The sequence below is a fragment of the Sulfitobacter sp. HNIBRBA3233 genome, assembly GCF_040149665.1.
Taxonomy (GTDB): domain Bacteria; phylum Pseudomonadota; class Alphaproteobacteria; order Rhodobacterales; family Rhodobacteraceae; genus Sulfitobacter; species Sulfitobacter marinivivus.
In genome coordinates, this window is the sequence record NZ_JBEFLP010000001.1 from 1,124,732 (window position 1) to 1,142,751 (window position 18,020).

The following is an 18,020-nucleotide window of genomic DNA, read 5'->3' on the forward strand; positions in this document are numbered from 1 at the left end:
CGTCGCTAATGCGCAGCGGCCCGCGCGATCTCGCCCTCGGTCAGGCCATAGCGGGTCGCGAAGCGCCGCCGCGCCGACACAAGGCGCGGATCGTCCGGCCGCAGGCCGAGTGTCCGGATGAATTCGCTTCGTTGGCGCGTTTTCAGCGTCTCGCGGTCGATGGCCGTTCCCATCGCGCGGTCGATCACGGCACCGCCGGGGCTGACGTGGAACCATTTGGTGAAGTCCCTGAAATGGTGCTGGTTGTGCAGGGTAGTCACATACCGCTCCACCCGCGTTTTGCGCACCGGCAGATGTGATGTCATGTGGAACCACTCATAGCCGAGGAACGCCAGCACCCCGCCCACAGGGACGATGGCAACCGCGATCCAGACAGCATCCGCCACGCCCAGCGCCGCAAGGATCGCCCAGAGCGCCCCGAAATTGAACAGCAGCATCGGCACGGCCACCCAGACCGGCACGAAGAACAGCTTTTCGTTCGTCGGAAAGTCGTGATGCCCGTAATGCGCGCGGTAGAGCAGATCAAACGCCCATTGCGCCCGCGGCGGCAGCAGATGAAAAACGAACCGGTGCAGATTGTATTCATTCAACATTTGCGCCCCGACCCCCAGCGGCACAAAGGCCCAGACCCAGCCCGGGCCCCATACCGCCAAAGCCGCCAGCGCAGAAAAGCACGCCGCGGCCATGAGGTTGACCGCGGCGTGGGATGTCAGGATGCGCAGGCGCTGCATCATTCAGGCGATTTGACCTCATAGGTCAGGCCCTTGGCCGTTCCCTCGTCAAAGCCCGCCCAGTAGCTGTGGTCCTCTTTCTCGGAGCCGTCATCGTTGACCGACCACACGCCGTCGTTCGAATTCTCGACCAGATCGAGGTATTCGCCCGCTTCGTTGCTGCCCTTGAGGTAACTGTCCATCCACGCGGTCACGAAATGCTGCGCGATGTTGTTCATCCGTGCGGTATCCCAGACCGGATCACTGTAGTGCTCGGAAATGTTGAAGCCTTTGTCTTCGTTGAAGTAATAGCTTTCCTCGGGGGCGGGCATGGGCGCGCCTGCGTTGTGGCCCGCGTTGACGTAGGTCAGCAACGCGGTCTCGACACCGGTGACATTCTCCCAGATCGCGCGGACGCCTTTTTCGTAGAGCGATGTATCGTCCTGCGACCCGGCAAGGAATAGCATCGGGATCTGCACACCGGCGAGGCCTTCGGCATCCCAGAAGCCCGTGTTCATGCCCCACGGGCCGAAGGCGACAGCGGTCTTGATCCGTGGATCGGGCAGATTGTTGTGCGTGTCAGACCCGGCCTGATGGATACCCAGCGTGCCATGCGGTGCGCCCCAGCTATAGCCCACGGAGGTTTCCGTGACACCGCCACCGGCAGTGATGATCGCGCCGTAGCCGCCCATCGAATAGCCGATAAGGCCGGTGTTGTCGGCATCATAGAGACCGGCGAACTCGCCGCCCTCGCCGCCCATCTTCGCCATCTCTTCGAGCACGAAAAGCTGGTCGAGCGACCGGTTCACCAGCGTCGATCCGAAAGCCGCCTGTGTGCGGTAGGTGCTGTCGGTATGGTCGATGGAGGCCACAACGTAGCCCTTGGAGGCCAGATTCTCGGCCAGATGCGCCATCAGAAAGCGGTTGCCGGGATACCCGTGGCTGATCAGGATCAGCGGATAGAGGCTGTCGGCAGCTGCGGCTTGCGCATCGCGCATCGCGCGGCCTGTCAGCGTCACTTCGGTCGTGCCGTCGCGCAGATAGGCGCGGTATTCGTTTGACCCGGTGGCCCCTTCGGCGGCGGGATACCACATTTCGACCGTCAGGGGGCGATCGTAGCGGGGGAATTCATCGGGTTTCTCGGCCGCGGGATCAATGGCGAGAATGTCGATCTGATCGGGGTTGACCAGTTCCATCTGGCGCACGCCAACGGGCAGATCGCCGTAGGCGGCCAGTTCGGGCGCATTCGGCAGCTGTGTGTCGATCGGGTTGGCAAGCGCCATTGTCCCCGACACGGCCATCGCGACAGGGACTAGCGTGGTAAGTGTTCTTTTCATTTTGGTCTCCTCCTGGTTGCGGGAGTGTAGCCGCTTCGCGCGGTCGCTCAAGAAACTTCCGCAGTTGACGTAGGGACCTTTCGCAGAGCGAAACGAAACCGTTATTGGACAGCTGACGCGGGATGCGTCAGCATGCGGATATGCGCCTTATTCCGATCGTCCTCGCCCTTCTGTGCCTTCCCGTCACGCTGTTCGCCCGCGAAGTCGATGTCGAACTGGTGCTTGCGGTCGATGTCTCGCGGTCGATGTCGCCAGCCGAGCTTGAGATCCAGCGCCGTGGCTACGCCGAAGCGCTGCGCGCACCCGAGGTGCTTCAGGCCATCGAAAGCGGCCTTCTGGGCCGGATCGCGCTGACATACGTGGAATGGGCGGGCGACGGCAGCCAGCGCATCATCGTCCCATGGACAGAGATCAGCGATGCCACCGGGGCGCAGTCTGTGGCGGAGGCCATCACCGCAACCTATGACGAGGGGCTGCGCCGCACGTCCCTGTCATCGGCGCTGCGGTTCGCCGCGCGCCTGATCGAAGAGAACAGCTTTGAAGGGCTGCGCAGGGTCATCGACATCTCCGGCGATGGGCCGAACAACATGGGACTGCCCGTGCGCGCCGCGCGCGACGAAATCGTCGCCCGCCGGATCACGATCAACGGGCTGCCGCTGATGACCCAGGACACGATGAGCGAACTCTGGGGCATTCCCGACCTCGACATATACTATGCCAATTGCGTCATCGGCGGGCCGGGTGCCTTTGTGCTGCCGGTGCTGGGGTGGGATGCCTTCGCCGACGCGGTCAAACGCAAGATGGTGCTGGAAATCGCGGGCGTGGGCCCGCAGCCGCCCCAGCCCGCGCAGATCCATCGCGCGCAGGCCTACGATTGTCAGGTCGGCGAGAAGATCTGGCAGCGCAATCGCGGCTATTTCGGCGTGCCCTGAGGGCTGTCGCTCTTGACTGTTTTGGTGATCCTGTCAAAACCGCGCCCATGACAACCGGCACACTCACCATTGATCTCGACGCCCTTGCGGGCAACTGGCGCGCGCTGGCGCAGATTGCGCAGGTGGAAACCGCCGCAGTCGTCAAGGCGGACGGCTACGGCCTCGGGGCGGAGCGCGTCGCCGCGCGTCTTGCCCGCGAGGGCGCGCGCGCGTTCTTTGTCGCCGTGGCGGAAGAAGGCACAGCGCTCAGGCGCGCGCTGGGACCGGGGCCGACGATTTCGGTCTTTTCGGGACATATGGAGGGGGATGCCGAGCGCATCGCCAGCGCCGACCTGACGCCGATGATCAATTCCATCGACCAGATGCTGCGCCATGTCGAAGCCCTGCCCGGCCACCCGTTCGGCCTGCAACTCGATACCGGCATGAACCGTCTGGGAATGGAGCCCGCCGAGTGGTCCGCCCTTCGCGACATCGCGCTGGCCCAGAACCCGACGCTTATCATGTCGCATCTGGCCTGCGCGGATGAGTTTGCCCATCCTATGAACGACCAGCAGCGCCGCGCCTTCGACGAGATGACAGCGGGCATCGACGTGCCCCGCTCGCTCGCGGCAACGGGCGGCACGCTGCTCGGACCCGATTTCCACTACGATCTTGTGCGCCCCGGTGTCGGCCTCTACGGCGGGCTGCCCTATGTGGATGCCCGTCCGGTGGTGACGCTGGATATTCCCGTCGTACAGGTGCGCGATGTTCTGCCCGGCGAAACGGTGGGCTATGCGAACGCGTGGACAGCGCAACGCCCCTCGCGGGTTGCGACGATATCGGCGGGCTATGCCGACGGTCTGATCCGCGCGATGGGCGGGGATGCGCGCCTGCACCACGGTGACATTGCCGTACCGGTGATCGGTCGCGTATCGATGGACCTCATCACAGTTGACGTGACGGATCTGCGCGAGACACCGCAAAGCCTGCAACTGATCGGGCTGCACCAGTCCGTCGACACTGTCGCGGGCTTTGCCGGGACCATCGGCTACGAGATCCTGACCAGCCTCGGCGCCAGATACCACCGCGTCTGGCGTGACTGACCCGCGCCGCGCCGCGCCCCGTGTGCTTGTCATCGCCAATCTTTGCCTGCTGGCGCTCTATCCGGTTGCGTGGTTCGCACCGCTGGTGCGCGCGGGGCTGCTGCCGCTCTTCGGGCTCGACGAGATTTCGGTGATAACGGGGCTGCAATCGCTGTGGCAGACGGACATTTTTCTGGCGCTGATGGTCACCGTCTTCGCGCTGGTCGCCCCCTGCCTCAAGACGCTCGGCCTGGCGCTTTTGCACTTCGGCCTGCTGGACAGGCGGCTGGAAGGACCCCTGTGGCATCTGGGCCGTCTGGCCATGGCGGATATCTTCCTGATCGCGCTTTTCATCACGGTCACGAAGGGAATCGGCATCGGCCGTGTCGAGGTCGCGTGGGGCCTTTACCTTTTCAGTTTCTGCATACTGGCGTCGCTGTGGATCAGCTGGAAAACCGCACAATCCGCGAAAAATCAAACAATTGCATAACGTAACGTCAACAGTCACATAATGGTGACATGAACAGGCGTAAATTTTTCCTTGCACAGTTTAGTTGGAACTTTACGCTGACTTCACGGGTTTTTCGGCAGGTTCTTGCTTATAGGTCCGGTGGGGTACAAAATGACGCATTTGAGGTCGATTGGTTTCTTTCTTCAGTATTTGATGCAGCGCGCAGCACTGGTGTTTTTCGCGGCCTGTGCCGCAGCGCTGACGACCGCCACCGCGATGGCGGCACTGGGTCTTTGGAACTGGATCGAGCTCCCGATCAGCTATGCCGGGGCACCTGTTGAAAACGCAGGAATGTACTTTCAGATTTTCCTGACCGTTCTGGCCGCCGCGATCTGTTTTTTCCTGCCAGCCAATGCCCGCATCATGCAGCTGGAAAACTCGCACCGCAGCTTCTCTGTCTCGATGAACGATGTGGCCCGCGCCTACGGTGCCGTGCATGCCGCCGACCGGGGCCGCACCTTCCAGCTCAGTTCGGAATTCGACAGCGTGCGCGAACGTCTTGCCTATCTGCGCGATCATCCCGATCTGGGGTCGCTGGAACCCGCCGTGCTGGAAACTGCCGCCCAGATGAGCCACGTCAGCCGCGAACTGGCGGATGTCTACGCGGATGAGAAGATCGAGCGCGCGCGCAGCTTCCTCAAGCAGCGGCAGGAAGAAATCGGTCAGTTCAACGACCGGCTCGAACAGGCCAAGGCGATCTCGACAGAGATGAAGCATTGGCTGCATGAAGTAGAGCTTGAGGAAAGCGTCGCCGCGGCCCAGCTTGCCCGCCTGCGCGAGGAAATGAACGAGATCATGCCACAACTCGGTCGCGAGACCACGGTCGCCCTCGCGCCCGATGCGCCCTCGGACAATAGGGCAGACACCCTCGACCCGACCATGCTTGACAACTCGGTCTATGAATTGCCCAAGGCAGCCGAATAAGGCGTCACCGGCACCCGTGCCAGTTTTCCTTTGACCCTGCCCCCTGCACGCTGCATCTAGGCGCCATGGCAAAACCCGTCACGACATTCACCTGCGCCAATTGCGGCGCGACCTATCCCAAATGGTCCGGGCGCTGCGATGCCTGCGGTGAGTGGAACACGATCCAGGAAGACAAAGGCATCTCTGCCGGTCCGCCATCCAAGTCGCTGGGCGCCCGCCGCGGATCCGCGATGACCCTGCTCGACCTTGCGACGGAAGAAGCACCGCCCGAGCGCAGCATGTCCGGCCTGTCCGAACTCGACCGGGTTCTGGGCGGCGGGCTGGTCGCCGCTTCTGCCACCCTTGTGGGCGGCGATCCGGGCATCGGCAAATCCACCCTCTTGCTTCAGGCCGCCGCCGCTTTTGCCGCGCGGGGCCTGAAGGTCGTCTATATCTCGGGCGAGGAAGCGTCGGCGCAGGTGCGTATGCGCGCAAGGCGATTGGGCCTTGCGGATGCGGCTGTCAAACTCGGCGCCGAGACGAACCTGCGCGATATCCTGACCACGCTGGACCGCGAGCGTCCCGATCTGGCGATCATCGACTCGATCCAGACCATGTGGGCGGACAACGTCGAAAGCGCGCCGGGATCGGTCAGTCAGGTCCGCGCGGCCAGTCACGAACTGACCAGCTTCGCCAAGCGCAGCGGCACCTCGGTGGTGCTGGTGGGCCATGTCACCAAAGACGGCCAGATCGCGGGGCCGCGCGTGGTCGAACATATGGTCGACACCGTCCTTTATTTCGAAGGCGAACGCGGCCACCCTTTCCGCATCCTGCGATCGGTCAAGAACCGCTTCGGTCCTGCGGACGAGATCGGCGTTTTCGAGATGACGGGCCGGGGCCTGTCCGAAGTCGCGAACCCCTCTGCCTTGTTCTTGTCCGAACGCGGCGCGCCCAGCCCGGGATCGGTGGTTTTCGCCGGGATCGAGGGCACGCGTCCGGTCCTGTGCGAGATACAGGCGCTGGTTGCCCCCTCTCCGCATGCACAGGCCAGACGGACGGTTGTGGGATGGGATGGCGGCCGGCTGGCGATGATCCTTGCCGTTCTGGAAGCGCGCTGCGGCATCCCCTTTGCGGGTCTCGATGTCTATCTCAATGTTGCCGGCGGCATGAAGATCAGCGAACCTGCCGCCGATCTGGCCGTGGCGGCGGCGCTTCTCAGCGCACGCGAGGATACGGCCCTTCCGGCGGAAACTGTTGTTTTCGGGGAACTTAGCCTTTCGGGCGCGCTGCGGCCTGCAACACAGACCGAAAACAGGTTGAAAGAGGCGCAGAAACTTGGTTTTACAAGCGCACTCGCGCCCCGGGGTGGAAAATCCGTCGGCGTCGACGGCATTACGGTACGGCCCATGGCCGATCTGATCGGATTTGTTGGTGAAATTTTCGGCGCTGGCTAGCGTCGCGAGATAAAGGTTGAGGCGCATGGAAGGGTTTACCGTCATTGACGGCGTTGTGGCGCTTGTGATCGTGATGTCAGCGCTGCTGGCCTACGGTCGCGGCTTCGTGCGCGAGCTGATGGCCATTGTCGGTTGGATCGCTGCCGCCGTGCTGGCCTATCTCTTCGCACCGCAGGTCGAACCTCTGGTCCGCGAACTGCCTGTCGTCGGAGAGTTCCTCGCAGACAGCTGCGAATTGTCGATCATCGGGGCGTTCACACTGGTCCTCGCGATCACGCTCGTGATCGTCTCGTTGTTCACGCCACTGTTTTCGTCGCTTGTGCAGCGTTCCATCCTCGGAGGCTTCGATCAGGCGCTCGGCTTTATCTTCGGCGTTGCGCGCGGCATCCTTCTGGTGGCCATCGCCTTCTTCGTTTATTCGACCGTCATCACCGGCCAGCAATTCACCATCGTCGACGAAAGCCGCTCTGCCGTTGTCTTCGGCCAATTCACCGACGACATCCAGAATTCCGATCCCGATCAGGCACTTGGCTGGATCACAGGCAAATACGAAGACCTCGTCGCAAGCTGCTCGGCCAGCTGATCCGGCAATTCGGTTGCCGCGATTAGGCTCGCATTAATCCCCACGCCCTACTGCTGTATTGCAAGTGGCGATGGAGAATGCGCATGTCGGAAACCGACCTGTTTGACCTTGTAGATTGTGTGCCGACGCCCGTCTTCGTGCTCCATGTCAGGCCGGACGGGCCACCGGTATATGCCCATTACAACGCCGAGGCCCTGCGCCGTCTGCGCAGGCCCCTCTCCGATTTCGTGGGCAGGTCGACCTCCGAAGCCTTCGGCGAGGAATACGGGCTGGCTGCCGAACGCGAACAGATGCAAACCATCGCGGAAGGCAAACAGCGGCGGTATGAATTCGAACTGCCTTTCGGCGAAGAAATCCGCATGGTGCGGACCACGCTGTGCCCGCAGTACGACAAGCAGGGCAATCTGCTGCGTCTCATCGGGCACTCCGAAGATGTCTCTTCCGAATGGATCGCCAATGCCACCCAGGCCAAGTTGCAGTCCATTGGATCCGAAGTCGAACAGTTCGTGAATATGGCAGCCCATGACTTGCGCACGCCGATGCGCAATGTCGCGATGCTGACCGAAATGCTGCGCGAGAATTTCGCCGATATGGGCGACGGCAAGCTCCGGATACTCGATCTGCTTGATAAGACGGCGAACAAGGCGATGACCCTGATCTCCGACGTTCTGGCCCATGCCAATGCCGTCAGCCATTCGGATCGGTCCTCGCTTTTCGATCTTGCCGATCTGGTAGGTGACATCCACAGCATCCTCGATCCGCAGCACAGCCATAGGGTGGAGTGCAGCCCGCTGTCGCTGACCGCCGAGAGGACGATCTTTCAGATCGTATTGCGGAACCTGATCGAAAACGCCTTCAAACACGGCAAGTCGGACAATCTGCACCTGTGCTGCCGCGCCGTACAGGCCGAGGGCAATATGATCGAGATATCGCTCAGCGATGATGGCGCCGGGTTTACCGACCCGGGGATCGCGTTTCTGGAAACCGGCGATTTCCGCGTGGACAGCGGCTACGGCCTCTTGGGCGTCAGGCGCCTGATCCGCGCCCGTGGCGGCCGGATCAGCGCAAGCAACAACCATGATTCCCCCGGCAGCACGGTCTGCTTCACCCTGCCCGGCAGCACCCTGTCGGCGCGTGAGGGCGTGATCGAACTGCCCCGCGCCCGCAATCATCCGACGACAGGCAGGCACCTGGACCGGCGCGGCGCCTGAGCCCTTGTGATTTGCGCAAAAACGATTAATTGACCGGTCAAGCGATGCATCTGCGACCCGCCCTTGGGGACAATGCGCAAACGGCGCGTGACTCTCCCAGCCGAGTTCCGTAAGAGAGCATCATCCCGTGCCGGTTTCAGGAGCCCTCCCTTGTCCCAGACCACGCCGAAGACAATGCCCCCCGCCCATCCGTTCGACGACAGCTATCTGAACGATGGCGAGGACGGCGACAAACTCAAAGAGGAATGCGGCATTTTCGGTGTCGTCGGCGTTGCCGACGCAGCGAATTTCGTGGCCCTCGGCCTGCACGCGCTACAGCACCGCGGCCAGGAGGCAGGCGGCATCGTGACCTACGACGACGAGGCCGGTTTCCAGTCCGCGCGCCGGTTCGGCTATGTCCGCGACAACTTCACATCCGAGACGATCATGAAAACGCTGCCCGGTTCTCTCGGGATCGGGCATGTGCGCTACTCCACCGCCGGAACGAAGGGCCAGACCGCGATCCGCGATGTGCAGCCTTTCTTCGGCGAATTTGCCATGGGCGGTGCCGCGATCGCGCACAACGGCAACATCACCAATGCCAATTCCCTGCGCCGCGAGCTGATCGAGCGCGGGTCGATCTTCCAGTCCTCGTCGGACAGTGAATGCATCATCCACCTGATGGCACGCTCGTTGCAGCGCAATATCCCCGAACGGATGGAAGACGCCCTGCGCCGCGTCGAAGGCGCGTTTTCCGTCGTCGCCATGACCCGCACCAAGCTGATCGGCGTGCGCGATCCGCTGGGCGTGCGCCCACTGGTGCTGGGCCGCATCGGCGATGGCTGGGCACTCAGCTCGGAAACCTGTGCGCTGGATATCATCGGCGCCGAATTCGTCCGCGAGATCAAGCCGGGCGAGATGGTCGTGATTACCGAAAAAGGTGTCGAAAGCCATTTCCCCTTCCGCCCGCAACCGTCCAAGTTCTGTATCTTCGAGCATGTCTATTTCTCGCGCCCCGACAGCATTCTGGGCGGGCGTTCCGTCTATGAAACCCGTGAGGCGATCGGGCGTGAACTGGCCATCGAAGCGCCCGTCGACGCCGATCTGGTCTGCCCGGTGCCCGATTCCGGCACACCCGCGGCCATCGGCTACAGCCTGCAATCGGGGATTCCCTACGCCATGGGGATCATCCGGAACCAGTACATGGGTCGTACCTTTATCGAGCCGACCGAGCAGATCCGCAATATGGGTGTGCGCCTGAAACTCAACGTGAACCGCGCGCTGATCCGCGGCAAGCGCGTGATCCTCGTTGACGACAGCGTGGTGCGCGGCACGACCAGCCGCAAGATCAAGGAGATGATCCTCGACGCCGGCGCCAAGGAGGTGCACTTCCGAATCGCCTCCCCGCCCACGTCCTGGCCGTGTTTCTACGGCGTCGATACGCCCGAACGGGACAAGCTGCTGGCCGCTACCATGTCCGAGGACGAGATGCGAGACCATCTGGGGGTCGACAGCCTCAGGTTCATCTCGCTCGACGGGCTATACCGCGCGGTGGGCGAGGCCGAAGGCCGCAAGAACGACTGCCCGCAGTATTGCGACGCGTGTTTCTCGGGCGAATACCCCGTTACGCCCGCCGACAAGGTCGAAGACGGCTTCGTGATGAAGCCAGCGGCCGAGTAACCCTACTGGACGCGGCCCCGAACCAGCCTAGGTTCGGGGCATGCGTAGACTTATCCTCCTCCTCTGCCTTGTTGCCGGCCCGCTTTGGGCCAACGATTGGGATGCGCTGAAAGAACCCGGTGCGATTGCGATCATGCGCCACGCACTGGCGCCCGGCACCGGCGATCCGGCGGAGTTCACGCTTGGTGATTGCGCCACCCAACGCAACCTCAGCGACAGAGGCCGTGCGCAGGCCCGCCGCACCGGCGACGCGCTGCGCGCCGAGGGGATTACCTTTGACACTGTGCTGACCAGCCAGTGGTGCCGCGCGCGCGAAACCGCAGAGCTGCTGGATTTCGGCGCGCCGCGCGATCTGCCTGCGCTGAACTCCTTCTTTCGCCGCTTCGAGCGCCGCGAACCGCAAACCGCCGACTTGCTGGAGGCGCTGCGGCAGACCGAAGGCCGCGTGATGCTGGTGACCCATCAGGTCAATATCTCTGCGCTGATCGGCACCGGCGCACGGTCGGGCGAGATCATCGTATTCCGGCTGGTGCCGGACGGGGTTGAGCGCCTTGGCAGCATCCTGATCGATCCGTGACGCAAGACAGGCGTGCCCTGCTCTGCTAGGCTGCGGGCATGAACGATCCCTTCGCCGCGACGACCGCTCTCTGGCCCGAGGCCGCACAGGACAGGTTCCGGCACCTGCGCGCGGTGATTCTAAACGCTGCGGCGGGCATGGACGCGGGCGAGATTGCAGAAAGCCTGAAGTGGGGCGAACCCGCCTGGCGGCCCAAACGCCTAAGGCAGGGCAGCACCCTGCGGGCCGCATGGCAGGTCAACTCGCCCCGGACACTTGCGCTTTTCGTCGATTGTAAAACCACGCTGGCGGCGACGATGCGCGACATCTATCCCGATGTATTCACCTATGAAAACAATCGTGCCCTGCGGTTCGATCTGGATGCGCCCGTGCCTGCCGATGCGGTCGACCACCTCGCCCGGCTGACCTTTGCGTATCACCTGAAACGCTGATCAGCACCTTTCGGCCCAGCCTCCGGCAAGGCTTTGCCGATCCATATCTTTACCGCTTTCGGTCGTCCCGGACCTTCGCTAGCTGCACGGACTGTAATCGACATTCCGGATTGGGAGAAGTCACATGGCAAGCGATCAGGACGGCACACCGACCCCCGAAAAGGTCAAGGAACTGGCAACGACCGAAGCAAAGCTCGACCGGATGGCCCTGCTGGGCGTTTTCGGCAGCACGTCCAATCCCTCCGCGCTGATCCGGCTGCCAAGGGGCGGCACCCAGCGGGTAGACGTGGGCGACAGCGTCAACGGTCGCACCGTTCAGGCCATCGGCGCGGACCGGGTGGTGCTGTCGGGTTTCGGCGGCCAAATGGTCATCAGCCTGCCGCGGGGCTGAGCAATCCCCTTGACCCCGCCCGCCCCTACACCGCATATGCGCGCCATGACACATACCGCATTGATCACAGGCGCGTCGCGCGGCCTCGGTGCCGCGCTGGCCGAGGCGCTGGCCCCCACCCATAACATCATCGCCGTGGCCCGCACCGTCGGCGCGCTGGAAGAGCTTGACGACCGGATCAAGGCCAAGGGTGGCGCCGCGACGCTTGCCCCGATGGATGTGACCGAAGCGGGCGCCATGGCGACCCTGTGCCGCGGCATCCACGACCGTTGGGGCAGTCTCGACCTCTGGCTGCATACGGCGATCCACGCAGCACCGCTGACACCCACACCGCATGTCGACGAAAAGGATCTGGCGAAGTCGCTGGAGTGCAACGTGACTGCCACCGCGCGGCTGATCACCTATGTCGCCCCGCTTCTGGGGCAAAGCGGGCGGGCGGTGTTTTTCGAGGATCCGGTCGCCGGACAGAGTTTCTTTGGCAGCTACGGCGCCACGAAAGACGCCCAGATCGCCCTCGCCCGCAGTTGGCAGACGGAAAGCAGCCGCATTGGCCCGAAGGTCGATGTTCTGACACCGAAACCGATGCCGACGGCGACCCGCGCACGGTTCTATCCGGGCGAAGATCGCGAGGCGCTGAACGACATCCATGCAGAAGCAGCACGCCTGCTGAAAGAGATCGGTCTCTGACCGCGACCCGCTTGCCCGTACCGCCCCTGCCGTCTATCAAGCGGACAGCCACGCAAAGGGGGCGTCATGCGTATACTGATCACCAACGACGACGGCATCAACGCACCGGGGCTCGTCACCCTCTCCGAAATCGCGCGCAAGCTCGCCGGTCCGGATGGCGAGGTCTGGACCGTCGCACCCGCGTTTGAACAATCCGGCGTCGGCCACTGCATCAACTACACCAAACCCACGCTGATCACGCAGCTCGAACCGCGCCGCTACATGATCGAGGGCAGCCCGGCTGACTGCGTGCTCTGCGCGATCTACGATCCGATGAAGGACACCCCGCCGGATCTGATCCTCTCCGGCGTGAACCGTGGCAATAACGCTGCCGAGAATACGCTCTACTCCGGCACCATCGGTGCGGCGATGGAAGGCGCGCTTCAGGGGGTGCCGTCGATTGCCCTGTCGCAATTCTACGGCCCCGGAAATCGCGATCTCGACGACCCGTTCGAGGCCGCCGCGGCCTACGGCGTCGAGGTCTGCCAGCGGATCCTGAAGCAGCCCGCCCGTGACGCAAACGGATATACCGTGTTCTGGAACGTCAATTTCCCGCCCGTCGCGGCAGCAGAGGTCAAAGGCATCCGCGCCGCGCCGCAGGGGCGGCGCACGGGCGTGAATTTCTCGACCATTCCGCACACGGCGCCCAGCGGCCGGCGGTTCCTGTGGATTTCGGGCGGCAACCAGCAGATTCCGCCCGCTGCCGGCACCGATGCTGCGGTCAATCTGGAAGGCTATGTGTCGGTCACGCCGATGCGCGCCGATCTTACCGCCCACGACGCGCTGCCCGCGCTGACGGACATCGACACATGACCGACGATCTCCCGCAGGATTCGTCAGCGGAACGCAAGATGCAGTTCCTCTACGCCCTGCGATCCAAAGGGGTGACCGACCGGCGGGTGCTCGAAGCGATGGAGTGGGTCGACCGCGGCCCGTTCATCCGCGGTATTTTCGCCGAACGCGCCTACGAGGATATGCCGCTGCCCATCGCCTGCGGGCAGACCATCAGCCAGCCCTCGGTGGTGGGTCTGATGACGCAGGCACTGGAGGTCAGCCCGCGCGACAAGGTGCTCGAAATCGGGACCGGTTCGGGCTATCAGGCCGCGATCCTGTCGCGGCTGGCGCGCCGTGTCTATACCGTCGACCGCCACCAGCGCCTCGTCCGCGAGGCGCGCGGTGTTTTCGACGCGCTCGATCTGACCAACATCACCGCGATCACCGCCGACGGCAGCTTCGGACTGCCCGAACAGGCGCCGTTCGACCGCATCATCGTGACCGCCGCCGCCGAGGACCCCCCCGGCCCGCTGCTCGCGCAGCTCAAGGAAGGGGGCGTCATGGTGCTGCCCGTAGGTCAGTCGGACGCGGTTCAGCACCTCATCCGCGTGCGCAAGACGGCGCAGGGTCTGGAATACGATGAAATGCGCCCGGTCCGCTTTGTCCCGCTTCTCGAAGGGTTGGGCAAGGACACATAATCTGATATAACTTACCCAGCCCCGGGCACACGGGATCGGCAGTGAAGAGGTTTTCCATGATACCGTTTATTCGTCACCGTGCCGTTTGGCACGTTCTCATGGCAGGAACTGCCAGCCTTGCCCTTTCGGCATGCTCGCAGCCGCTGGATATGGATCTGCGCGGCATCGGCGGCGGATTTACAACCGCAGACGCCGCTCAGGTGCCCCTGGCAGAGCGCCCCGAGCCGGACGACCGTGGCGTCATTTCCTATCCCAACTATCAGGTCGCAGTCGCACGGCGCGGCGATACGATCAACGATGTGGCCAGCCGCGTCGGGATCGAGCCGGGAAGACTGGCCTCGTTCAACGGAATTGCGCCGGATGTAGAGCTGCGGCGGAACGAGATCATCGCCCTGCCATCGCGCGTTGCCGAGCCCTCGCCTGCCACTGGCGCCGCCGCGAGCGGCCCGCTGCAACCTGTGGATATCGCCTCTGTCGCGGGGGGCGCGATTGACCGCGTGCCACCGACACCGGGCGTGCAGACGGCTCCGCTTGCACCTGCCACACAGGCAGCCCAGCCTGCGGCACCTGCACCTGCCCCCGTCCCCCGCGCGCAAGAGCCGATCCGCCACAAGGTCGAACGTGGCGAGACCGCCTTCACCATCGCGCGGCTTTACAACGTGCCGGTGAAGGATCTTGCCGAATGGAACGGCCTCGGCCCCGATTTCGCGATCCGGGCGGACCAGTTCCTGTTGATCCCCGTGCCGTCCGCACAGGCGCCGCGCCGTGCGCCCGCGCCGGAAACGGCCGCCGTTGTCCCGCGCCCAGGTGAGGGATCAGCGACCCCGACACCGCCCTCGGCCACCAAACCTCTGCCCGCCGAGAAGGTAGAGCCCGCCGCCGTCGCCAAACCGGCTGAACCGGCGGCAGCACCGCCCAAACCGGTCGCCGACATCGGCAAGACGACCGCCCCCGCCGCCGCTGGCAAACTGGTCCGGCCCGTAACGGGGACAATCATCCGTGATTACGTGAAGGGCAAGAACGAAGGCATCAACATCAAGGCCGCCCCCGGCACACCGGTCAACGCGGCGGACACCGGAACAGTCGCCGCGATCACCAAAAGCGCTGACGGCATCCCGATCATCGTGGTGCGCCACGCCGAGAACCTGCTGACGGTCTACGCCAACGTCACCGACGTGTCCGTGGCCAAGGGCGACAGCGTGTCGCGCGGGCAGTCGATCGCGAAACTGCGCGGCGGCGACGACAGCTTTGTGCATTTCGAGGTGCGCAAGGGCTTCGAGAGTGTCGATCCGAACCCCTATCTGAACTGACCGGCCAAACGCGCGCCCGATGCTGTCGGACGCGCGTTCCTGCACACGACTGGGGCCCGGTAGAGGCGATAGCTACTGGTTTTGGCGCAGGTGTGTCGGGACAGAGCAGGCTCAGCGCAGGGCGACGCCCTTGCGGCCCGCAAGATCCGTAAAATACTGCCAGGCCACGCGGCCCGACCGTGACCCGCGGGTCGCCTGCCATTCGACCGCTTCCGCGCGCAGGGTCGCATCGTCGATCTCGACACCGTGAGCATCGCAATACCCCCGGATCATCGAAAGATATTGGTCCTGATCGCAGGTGTGGAATCCCAGCCACAGACCGAACCGGTCCGACAGGGATACTTTCTCTTCGACCGCTTCACCGGGATTGATGCCCGACCCGCGCTCGTTCTCGATCATGTCGCGCGGCATCAGATGACGGCGGTTCGACGTGGCATAAAGCACAACGTTCTCCGGCCGTCCTTCGATTCCACCATCCAGCACCGCCTTGAGCGATTTGTAATGGGCGTCATCGTGGCCAAAGCTCAGATCATCGCAGTAGAGGATGAAACGCTCGGAGGCCCCCCGCAGGAGGTTGAGCAACCGCCCCACCGACGGCAGGTCCTCGCGCTGGAGCTCGACGATCTTCAACTCCGGGAAATCCGCGTGAAGAGAGCCGTGTATCGCTTTCACAAGGCTTGATTTTCCCATGCCACGCGCACCCCAGAGAAGTGCGTTGTTCGCAGGCAGTCCGGCGGCGAACTGGCGGGTGTTTTCCAGCAGCGTGTCACGCGCCCGTTCGATGCCCACCAGAAGGTCCAGATCGATCCGCGACACCCTGGCCACAGGTTCCAGCCTGTCCGGAGCGGTGTGCCACACGAAGGCACTGGCGCCAGCGAAATCGGGAGCCTTTAGCGGCGCCGGAGCAATCCGCTCCAGCGCCGCGGCGATACGGTCCATCGGATCGTCGATCATTTATCGCGGTCCTCGACGATGGGGTCTTCGTCGTCTGTAGCCAAGTCATCGCTCATGGTGTCAAAGTCTTCTTCGTCGTCGTAGTAGCCATCGGCGCGCAGCTGTGCCTCGCGCTTGGCGTCCACACGCGCCACCAGCCAGATCGAAATCTCGTAAAGCCCGTAAACCACGACAAACAGGATCACCTGCGTCACCACATCGGGTGGCGTGACCAGCGCCGCAAGCAGCAGGATCCCGACGACCGCGTATTTGCGGACGTTGCCCAGCCCTTCGGCAGTGACCAGCCCGGCCTTGCCCATGAGGGTCAGAAGCACCGGCAACTGAAAGCACAGCCCGAAGGCGACAATCATTTTAAGCGTGATATCAAGGCTTTCGTTCACCTTGCCGTTGAACACGATGTCGATGCCCGATGTGGCTGCCTCTCCCTCGACGATCATCGCGGCGAGAAAGGACGCCGCGTCCGAGAAGCCCAGAAAGAACTGCATCGCCAATGGCACGACAACGTAATGTGCAAAGGACGCGCCCAGCAGGAACAACACCGGAGAGGCGATCAGGAACGGAAGAAACGCGCTTTTCTCGTTCTTGTAGAGGCCCGGCGCCACGAAGCGCCACAGCTGGTTGGCGATCACCGGAAAACTGATCGCCAGCCCGCCCACCATGGAAATGCGCACGAGGGTAAAGAAATACTCCTGCGGCGCGGTATATTGCATGACCGGATTGGGGTTCCCGAGGTCGCGCATGGTCTTTTCGATCGGAACCAGCAGGAAATCGAGGATCGCCGAGCCGAAGCTGAAGCAGATGATCATGCCCACGATAAACGCCAGAACGGACCGGATGAGCCGCGTGCGCAGCTCAGCCAGGTGTTCGATCAGCGGGGCGGCGCTGTCGTCGATATCGTCCGAAGTGCTCATGTGTCAGTTTGCTTTCGTTGCAGCTTCCGCGTCCGCTTCCGGCGCTGGGGGGCTTTCATCCAGCGAGGCTTCAAGCGCCTCCGCCTTTTCCAGTGCCTCGCGCGCCTCGCGCGCCTTGCGTTCGGCGGCGGCACGGGCGCTGGAAGCCTCTATCTTCTTGGCGTTGGCCTTGCGCTCTGCCGAAAGCTTGCCTGTCTCGCTTGCCGGATCGAGATCGGTCAGCGATTTTGCGGCGCTCTTCACCCCGTCCATCGCGGACCCTACCGGATTGGAGGCGGCCTTGAGCGATTTGTTGATCCCGGACGAGATATCGCGCATCCCGGACTGGTCAGCCGCGTCGTTCATCGCACTGGTGAATTCACGCGCCATGCCTTTTGCCTTGCCGACGAACTGCCCGACCTTGCGGAACAGCACGGGCAGATCCTTGGGGCCGACGACGATCAACGCCACGATCCCCACAACCAGCATTTCGCTCCAGCCAAGATCGAACATGGCGGATTATACCTTGTCCTTGGTTTCGACGTCCGGCTGTGGTGTGCTGGCAATCTCACCTGTCTGCTCGTCGCTCAGGTCTTTCTCGCCTTCGGAAATGCCCTTCTTGAAGCTGGTGATGCCCTTGCCGACCTCACCCATCAGCGACGAAATCTTGCCCCGTCCGAAAAGAACCAGCACAACGACCGCGATCAGCAGCAGACCCGGCAGACCAATATTGTTCAGCATCTTCGTTCTCCCATGAATGAATGCTCAGTCCCGTGAAGGACCTGTATTGCCGTCTTTCCTAGCAGCCGCTGCGCCCCTGCAAAATGGTCCTCGCCGCGTCAGCACCGCGAAAACGGCGCGCGAGCCGTTGCCAGAGGCCGTTGCACGGACCAACTGACAGGTTTATG

At 63.3% G+C, this 18,020-nt stretch carries 21 protein-coding genes; 15 read left to right on the forward strand and 6 right to left on the reverse strand.

Features of this window, described 5'->3' with window-relative positions; genetic code table 11:
• Positions 1-5: 5 nt before the first annotated feature.
• Together ABMC89_RS05370 and ABMC89_RS05375 are read right to left on the reverse strand one after the other, a co-directional pair.
• The gene (locus ABMC89_RS05370; protein WP_349565958.1) at positions 6-734 is read right to left on the reverse strand and encodes a sterol desaturase family protein; all 729 of its coding nucleotides are present in this window, start codon (positions 732-734) and stop codon (positions 6-8) included.
• Positions 731-2,047 carry an alpha/beta hydrolase family protein gene (locus ABMC89_RS05375; RefSeq protein WP_349565960.1) on the reverse strand — a complete coding sequence of 439 codons (1,317 nt, stop codon included), beginning with the start codon at positions 2,045-2,047 and terminating at the stop codon, positions 731-733. The genes ABMC89_RS05370 and ABMC89_RS05375 overlap by 4 nt, the downstream gene beginning before the upstream one ends.
• Positions 2,048-2,187: 140 nt before the next feature.
• On the opposite strand from ABMC89_RS05375, the gene ABMC89_RS05380 reads away from it, so the two are divergent.
• The 15 genes from ABMC89_RS05380 (at position 2,188) to ABMC89_RS05450 (ending at position 15,268) form a co-directional block, all read left to right on the forward strand.
• The gene (locus ABMC89_RS05380) at positions 2,188-2,979 is read left to right on the forward strand and encodes a DUF1194 domain-containing protein (protein ID WP_349565962.1); all 792 of its coding nucleotides are present in this window, start codon (positions 2,188-2,190) and stop codon (positions 2,977-2,979) included.
• A gap of 47 nt (positions 2,980-3,026) precedes the next feature.
• Positions 3,027-4,061, forward strand: coding sequence for an alanine racemase (alr, locus tag ABMC89_RS05385; RefSeq protein ID WP_349565964.1), 1,035 nt, complete (start codon positions 3,027-3,029; stop codon positions 4,059-4,061).
• Positions 4,054-4,530: a paraquat-inducible protein A gene (locus tag ABMC89_RS05390; protein WP_349565966.1), complete on the forward strand. Its 477-nt coding sequence runs from the start codon at positions 4,054-4,056 to the stop codon at positions 4,528-4,530. The genes alr and ABMC89_RS05390 overlap by 8 nt, the downstream gene beginning before the upstream one ends.
• Before the next feature lie 174 nt (positions 4,531-4,704).
• Positions 4,705-5,475, forward strand: a complete 771-nt coding sequence (locus ABMC89_RS05395; RefSeq protein ID WP_349565968.1) for a DNA repair protein — start codon at positions 4,705-4,707, stop codon at positions 5,473-5,475.
• Between the two features lie 65 nt (positions 5,476-5,540).
• Complete coding sequence (radA, locus tag ABMC89_RS05400; protein ID WP_349565970.1) at positions 5,541-6,908, forward strand: DNA repair protein RadA; 1,368 nt, start codon at positions 5,541-5,543, stop codon at positions 6,906-6,908.
• Between the two features lie 25 nt (positions 6,909-6,933).
• Complete coding sequence (locus tag ABMC89_RS05405; protein ID WP_349565972.1) at positions 6,934-7,491, forward strand: CvpA family protein; 558 nt, start codon at positions 6,934-6,936, stop codon at positions 7,489-7,491.
• A gap of 83 nt (positions 7,492-7,574) precedes the next feature.
• Positions 7,575-8,702, forward strand: a complete 1,128-nt coding sequence (locus tag ABMC89_RS05410) for a PAS domain-containing sensor histidine kinase (RefSeq protein ID WP_349565974.1) — start codon at positions 7,575-7,577, stop codon at positions 8,700-8,702.
• A 174-nt stretch (positions 8,703-8,876) separates the two neighbouring features.
• Entirely contained in the window at positions 8,877-10,361 is a 1,485-nt protein-coding gene (gene purF / locus ABMC89_RS05415) for an amidophosphoribosyltransferase (RefSeq protein WP_349568525.1), read from the forward strand.
• A gap of 40 nt (positions 10,362-10,401) precedes the next feature.
• Entirely contained in the window at positions 10,402-10,938 is a 537-nt protein-coding gene (locus ABMC89_RS05420; protein WP_349565976.1) for a histidine phosphatase family protein, read from the forward strand.
• A gap of 38 nt (positions 10,939-10,976) precedes the next feature.
• Positions 10,977-11,369, forward strand: a complete 393-nt coding sequence (locus ABMC89_RS05425) for a DUF1801 domain-containing protein (protein WP_349565979.1) — start codon at positions 10,977-10,979, stop codon at positions 11,367-11,369.
• 124 nt (positions 11,370-11,493) lie between these two features.
• Entirely contained in the window at positions 11,494-11,760 is a 267-nt protein-coding gene (locus tag ABMC89_RS05430; RefSeq protein ID WP_349565981.1) for a type II secretion system protein N, read from the forward strand.
• Positions 11,761-11,805: 45 nt separating this feature from the next.
• Entirely contained in the window at positions 11,806-12,447 is a 642-nt protein-coding gene (locus tag ABMC89_RS05435; protein ID WP_349565983.1) for an SDR family NAD(P)-dependent oxidoreductase, read from the forward strand.
• A gap of 66 nt (positions 12,448-12,513) precedes the next feature.
• A complete protein-coding gene (gene surE, locus ABMC89_RS05440; RefSeq protein WP_349565985.1) occupies positions 12,514-13,299 on the forward strand; it encodes a 5'/3'-nucleotidase SurE in 786 nt (261 codons plus the stop codon).
• Positions 13,296-13,958 (forward strand): protein-L-isoaspartate(D-aspartate) O-methyltransferase, encoded by a 663-nt coding sequence (locus ABMC89_RS05445; protein ID WP_349565987.1) that lies wholly within the window; start codon positions 13,296-13,298, stop codon positions 13,956-13,958. The genes surE and ABMC89_RS05445 overlap by 4 nt, the downstream gene beginning before the upstream one ends.
• Positions 13,959-14,056: 98 nt before the next feature.
• Positions 14,057-15,268 carry a peptidoglycan DD-metalloendopeptidase family protein gene (locus tag ABMC89_RS05450; RefSeq protein ID WP_349565989.1) on the forward strand — a complete coding sequence of 404 codons (1,212 nt, stop codon included), beginning with the start codon at positions 14,057-14,059 and terminating at the stop codon, positions 15,266-15,268.
• Positions 15,269-15,379: 111 nt separating this feature from the next.
• Here the strand turns inward: ABMC89_RS05450 and ABMC89_RS05455 are convergent, their stop codons facing one another.
• Genes ABMC89_RS05455 through ABMC89_RS05470 form a run of 4 tightly spaced genes read right to left on the reverse strand, consistent with a single transcriptional unit; the run spans position 15,380 to position 17,853 of the window.
• The gene (locus tag ABMC89_RS05455; protein WP_349565991.1) at positions 15,380-16,222 is read right to left on the reverse strand and encodes an ATP-binding protein; all 843 of its coding nucleotides are present in this window, start codon (positions 16,220-16,222) and stop codon (positions 15,380-15,382) included.
• Positions 16,219-17,133 (reverse strand): twin-arginine translocase subunit TatC, encoded by a 915-nt coding sequence (gene tatC / locus ABMC89_RS05460; protein WP_349565993.1) that lies wholly within the window; start codon positions 17,131-17,133, stop codon positions 16,219-16,221. The genes ABMC89_RS05455 and tatC overlap by 4 nt, the downstream gene beginning before the upstream one ends.
• Positions 17,134-17,136: 3 nt before the next feature.
• Complete coding sequence (tatB, locus tag ABMC89_RS05465; protein ID WP_349565995.1) at positions 17,137-17,625, reverse strand: Sec-independent protein translocase protein TatB; 489 nt, start codon at positions 17,623-17,625, stop codon at positions 17,137-17,139.
• Between the two features lie 6 nt (positions 17,626-17,631).
• A complete protein-coding gene (locus ABMC89_RS05470) occupies positions 17,632-17,853 on the reverse strand; it encodes a twin-arginine translocase TatA/TatE family subunit (RefSeq protein ID WP_349565997.1) in 222 nt (73 codons plus the stop codon).
• Positions 17,854-18,020 lie beyond the last annotated feature (167 nt).

Excerpts from the sequence above, each read along its gene's own strand:
- ABMC89_RS05370 (WP_349565958.1), bottom strand. The coding sequence starts at position 734 with ATGATGCAGCGCCTGCGCATCCTGACATCCCACGCCGCGGTCAACCTC.
- ABMC89_RS05375 (WP_349565960.1), bottom strand. The coding sequence starts at position 2,047 with ATGAAAAGAACACTTACCACGCTAGTCCCTGTCGCGATGGCCGTGTCG.
- ABMC89_RS05380 (WP_349565962.1), top strand. The coding sequence starts at position 2,188 with ATGCGCCTTATTCCGATCGTCCTCGCCCTTCTGTGCCTTCCCGTCACG.
- alr (WP_349565964.1), top strand. The coding sequence starts at position 3,027 with ATGACAACCGGCACACTCACCATTGATCTCGACGCCCTTGCGGGCAAC.
- ABMC89_RS05395 (WP_349565968.1), top strand. The coding sequence starts at position 4,705 with ATGCAGCGCGCAGCACTGGTGTTTTTCGCGGCCTGTGCCGCAGCGCTG.
- radA (WP_349565970.1), top strand. The coding sequence starts at position 5,541 with ATGGCAAAACCCGTCACGACATTCACCTGCGCCAATTGCGGCGCGACC.
- ABMC89_RS05405 (WP_349565972.1), top strand. The coding sequence starts at position 6,934 with ATGGAAGGGTTTACCGTCATTGACGGCGTTGTGGCGCTTGTGATCGTG.
- ABMC89_RS05410 (WP_349565974.1), top strand. The coding sequence starts at position 7,575 with ATGTCGGAAACCGACCTGTTTGACCTTGTAGATTGTGTGCCGACGCCC.
- purF (WP_349568525.1), top strand. The coding sequence starts at position 8,877 with ATGCCCCCCGCCCATCCGTTCGACGACAGCTATCTGAACGATGGCGAG.
- ABMC89_RS05420 (WP_349565976.1), top strand. The coding sequence starts at position 10,402 with ATGCGTAGACTTATCCTCCTCCTCTGCCTTGTTGCCGGCCCGCTTTGG.
- ABMC89_RS05425 (WP_349565979.1), top strand. The coding sequence starts at position 10,977 with ATGAACGATCCCTTCGCCGCGACGACCGCTCTCTGGCCCGAGGCCGCA.
- ABMC89_RS05430 (WP_349565981.1), top strand. The coding sequence starts at position 11,494 with ATGGCAAGCGATCAGGACGGCACACCGACCCCCGAAAAGGTCAAGGAA.
- ABMC89_RS05435 (WP_349565983.1), top strand. The coding sequence starts at position 11,806 with ATGACACATACCGCATTGATCACAGGCGCGTCGCGCGGCCTCGGTGCC.
- surE (WP_349565985.1), top strand. The coding sequence starts at position 12,514 with ATGCGTATACTGATCACCAACGACGACGGCATCAACGCACCGGGGCTC.
- ABMC89_RS05445 (WP_349565987.1), top strand. The coding sequence starts at position 13,296 with ATGACCGACGATCTCCCGCAGGATTCGTCAGCGGAACGCAAGATGCAG.
- ABMC89_RS05450 (WP_349565989.1), top strand. The coding sequence starts at position 14,057 with ATGGCAGGAACTGCCAGCCTTGCCCTTTCGGCATGCTCGCAGCCGCTG.
- ABMC89_RS05455 (WP_349565991.1), bottom strand. The coding sequence starts at position 16,222 with ATGATCGACGATCCGATGGACCGTATCGCCGCGGCGCTGGAGCGGATT.
- tatC (WP_349565993.1), bottom strand. The coding sequence starts at position 17,133 with ATGAGCACTTCGGACGATATCGACGACAGCGCCGCCCCGCTGATCGAA.
- tatB (WP_349565995.1), bottom strand. The coding sequence starts at position 17,625 with ATGTTCGATCTTGGCTGGAGCGAAATGCTGGTTGTGGGGATCGTGGCG.
- ABMC89_RS05470 (WP_349565997.1), bottom strand. The coding sequence starts at position 17,853 with ATGCTGAACAATATTGGTCTGCCGGGTCTGCTGCTGATCGCGGTCGTT.